The organism is Escherichia sp. MR (genome assembly GCF_005280595.1).
In the GTDB taxonomy this organism is placed as follows: domain Bacteria; phylum Pseudomonadota; class Gammaproteobacteria; order Enterobacterales; family Enterobacteriaceae; genus Escherichia; species Escherichia ruysiae.
Genome location: NZ_SZVK01000159.1, coordinates 1 through 238 on the forward strand (window position 1 = coordinate 1; position 238 = coordinate 238).

A 238-nucleotide genomic window follows, 5' to 3' on the forward strand; every position below is an offset into this window, starting at 1 on the left:
GGAAGACGGTTGTTGCGCACGTATTCGGTGAACGCACTATGGCGACGCTGGGGCGTCTTATGAGCCTGCTGTCACCCTTTGACGTGGTGATATGGATGACGGATGGCTGGCCGCTGTATGAATCCCGCCTGAAGGGAAAGCTGCACGTAATCAGCAAGCGATATACGCAGCGAATTGAGCGGCATAACCTGAATCTGAGGCAGCACCTGGCACGGCTGGGACGGAAGTCGCTGTCGTT

The 238-nt window shown here is 56.7% G+C and carries 1 protein-coding gene; it reads left to right on the top strand.

The window, feature by feature from the left end:
* The coding region (locus FC814_RS22735) for an IS1 family transposase (protein WP_236291705.1) at nt 1-238 on the top strand (238 nt) is incomplete at both ends.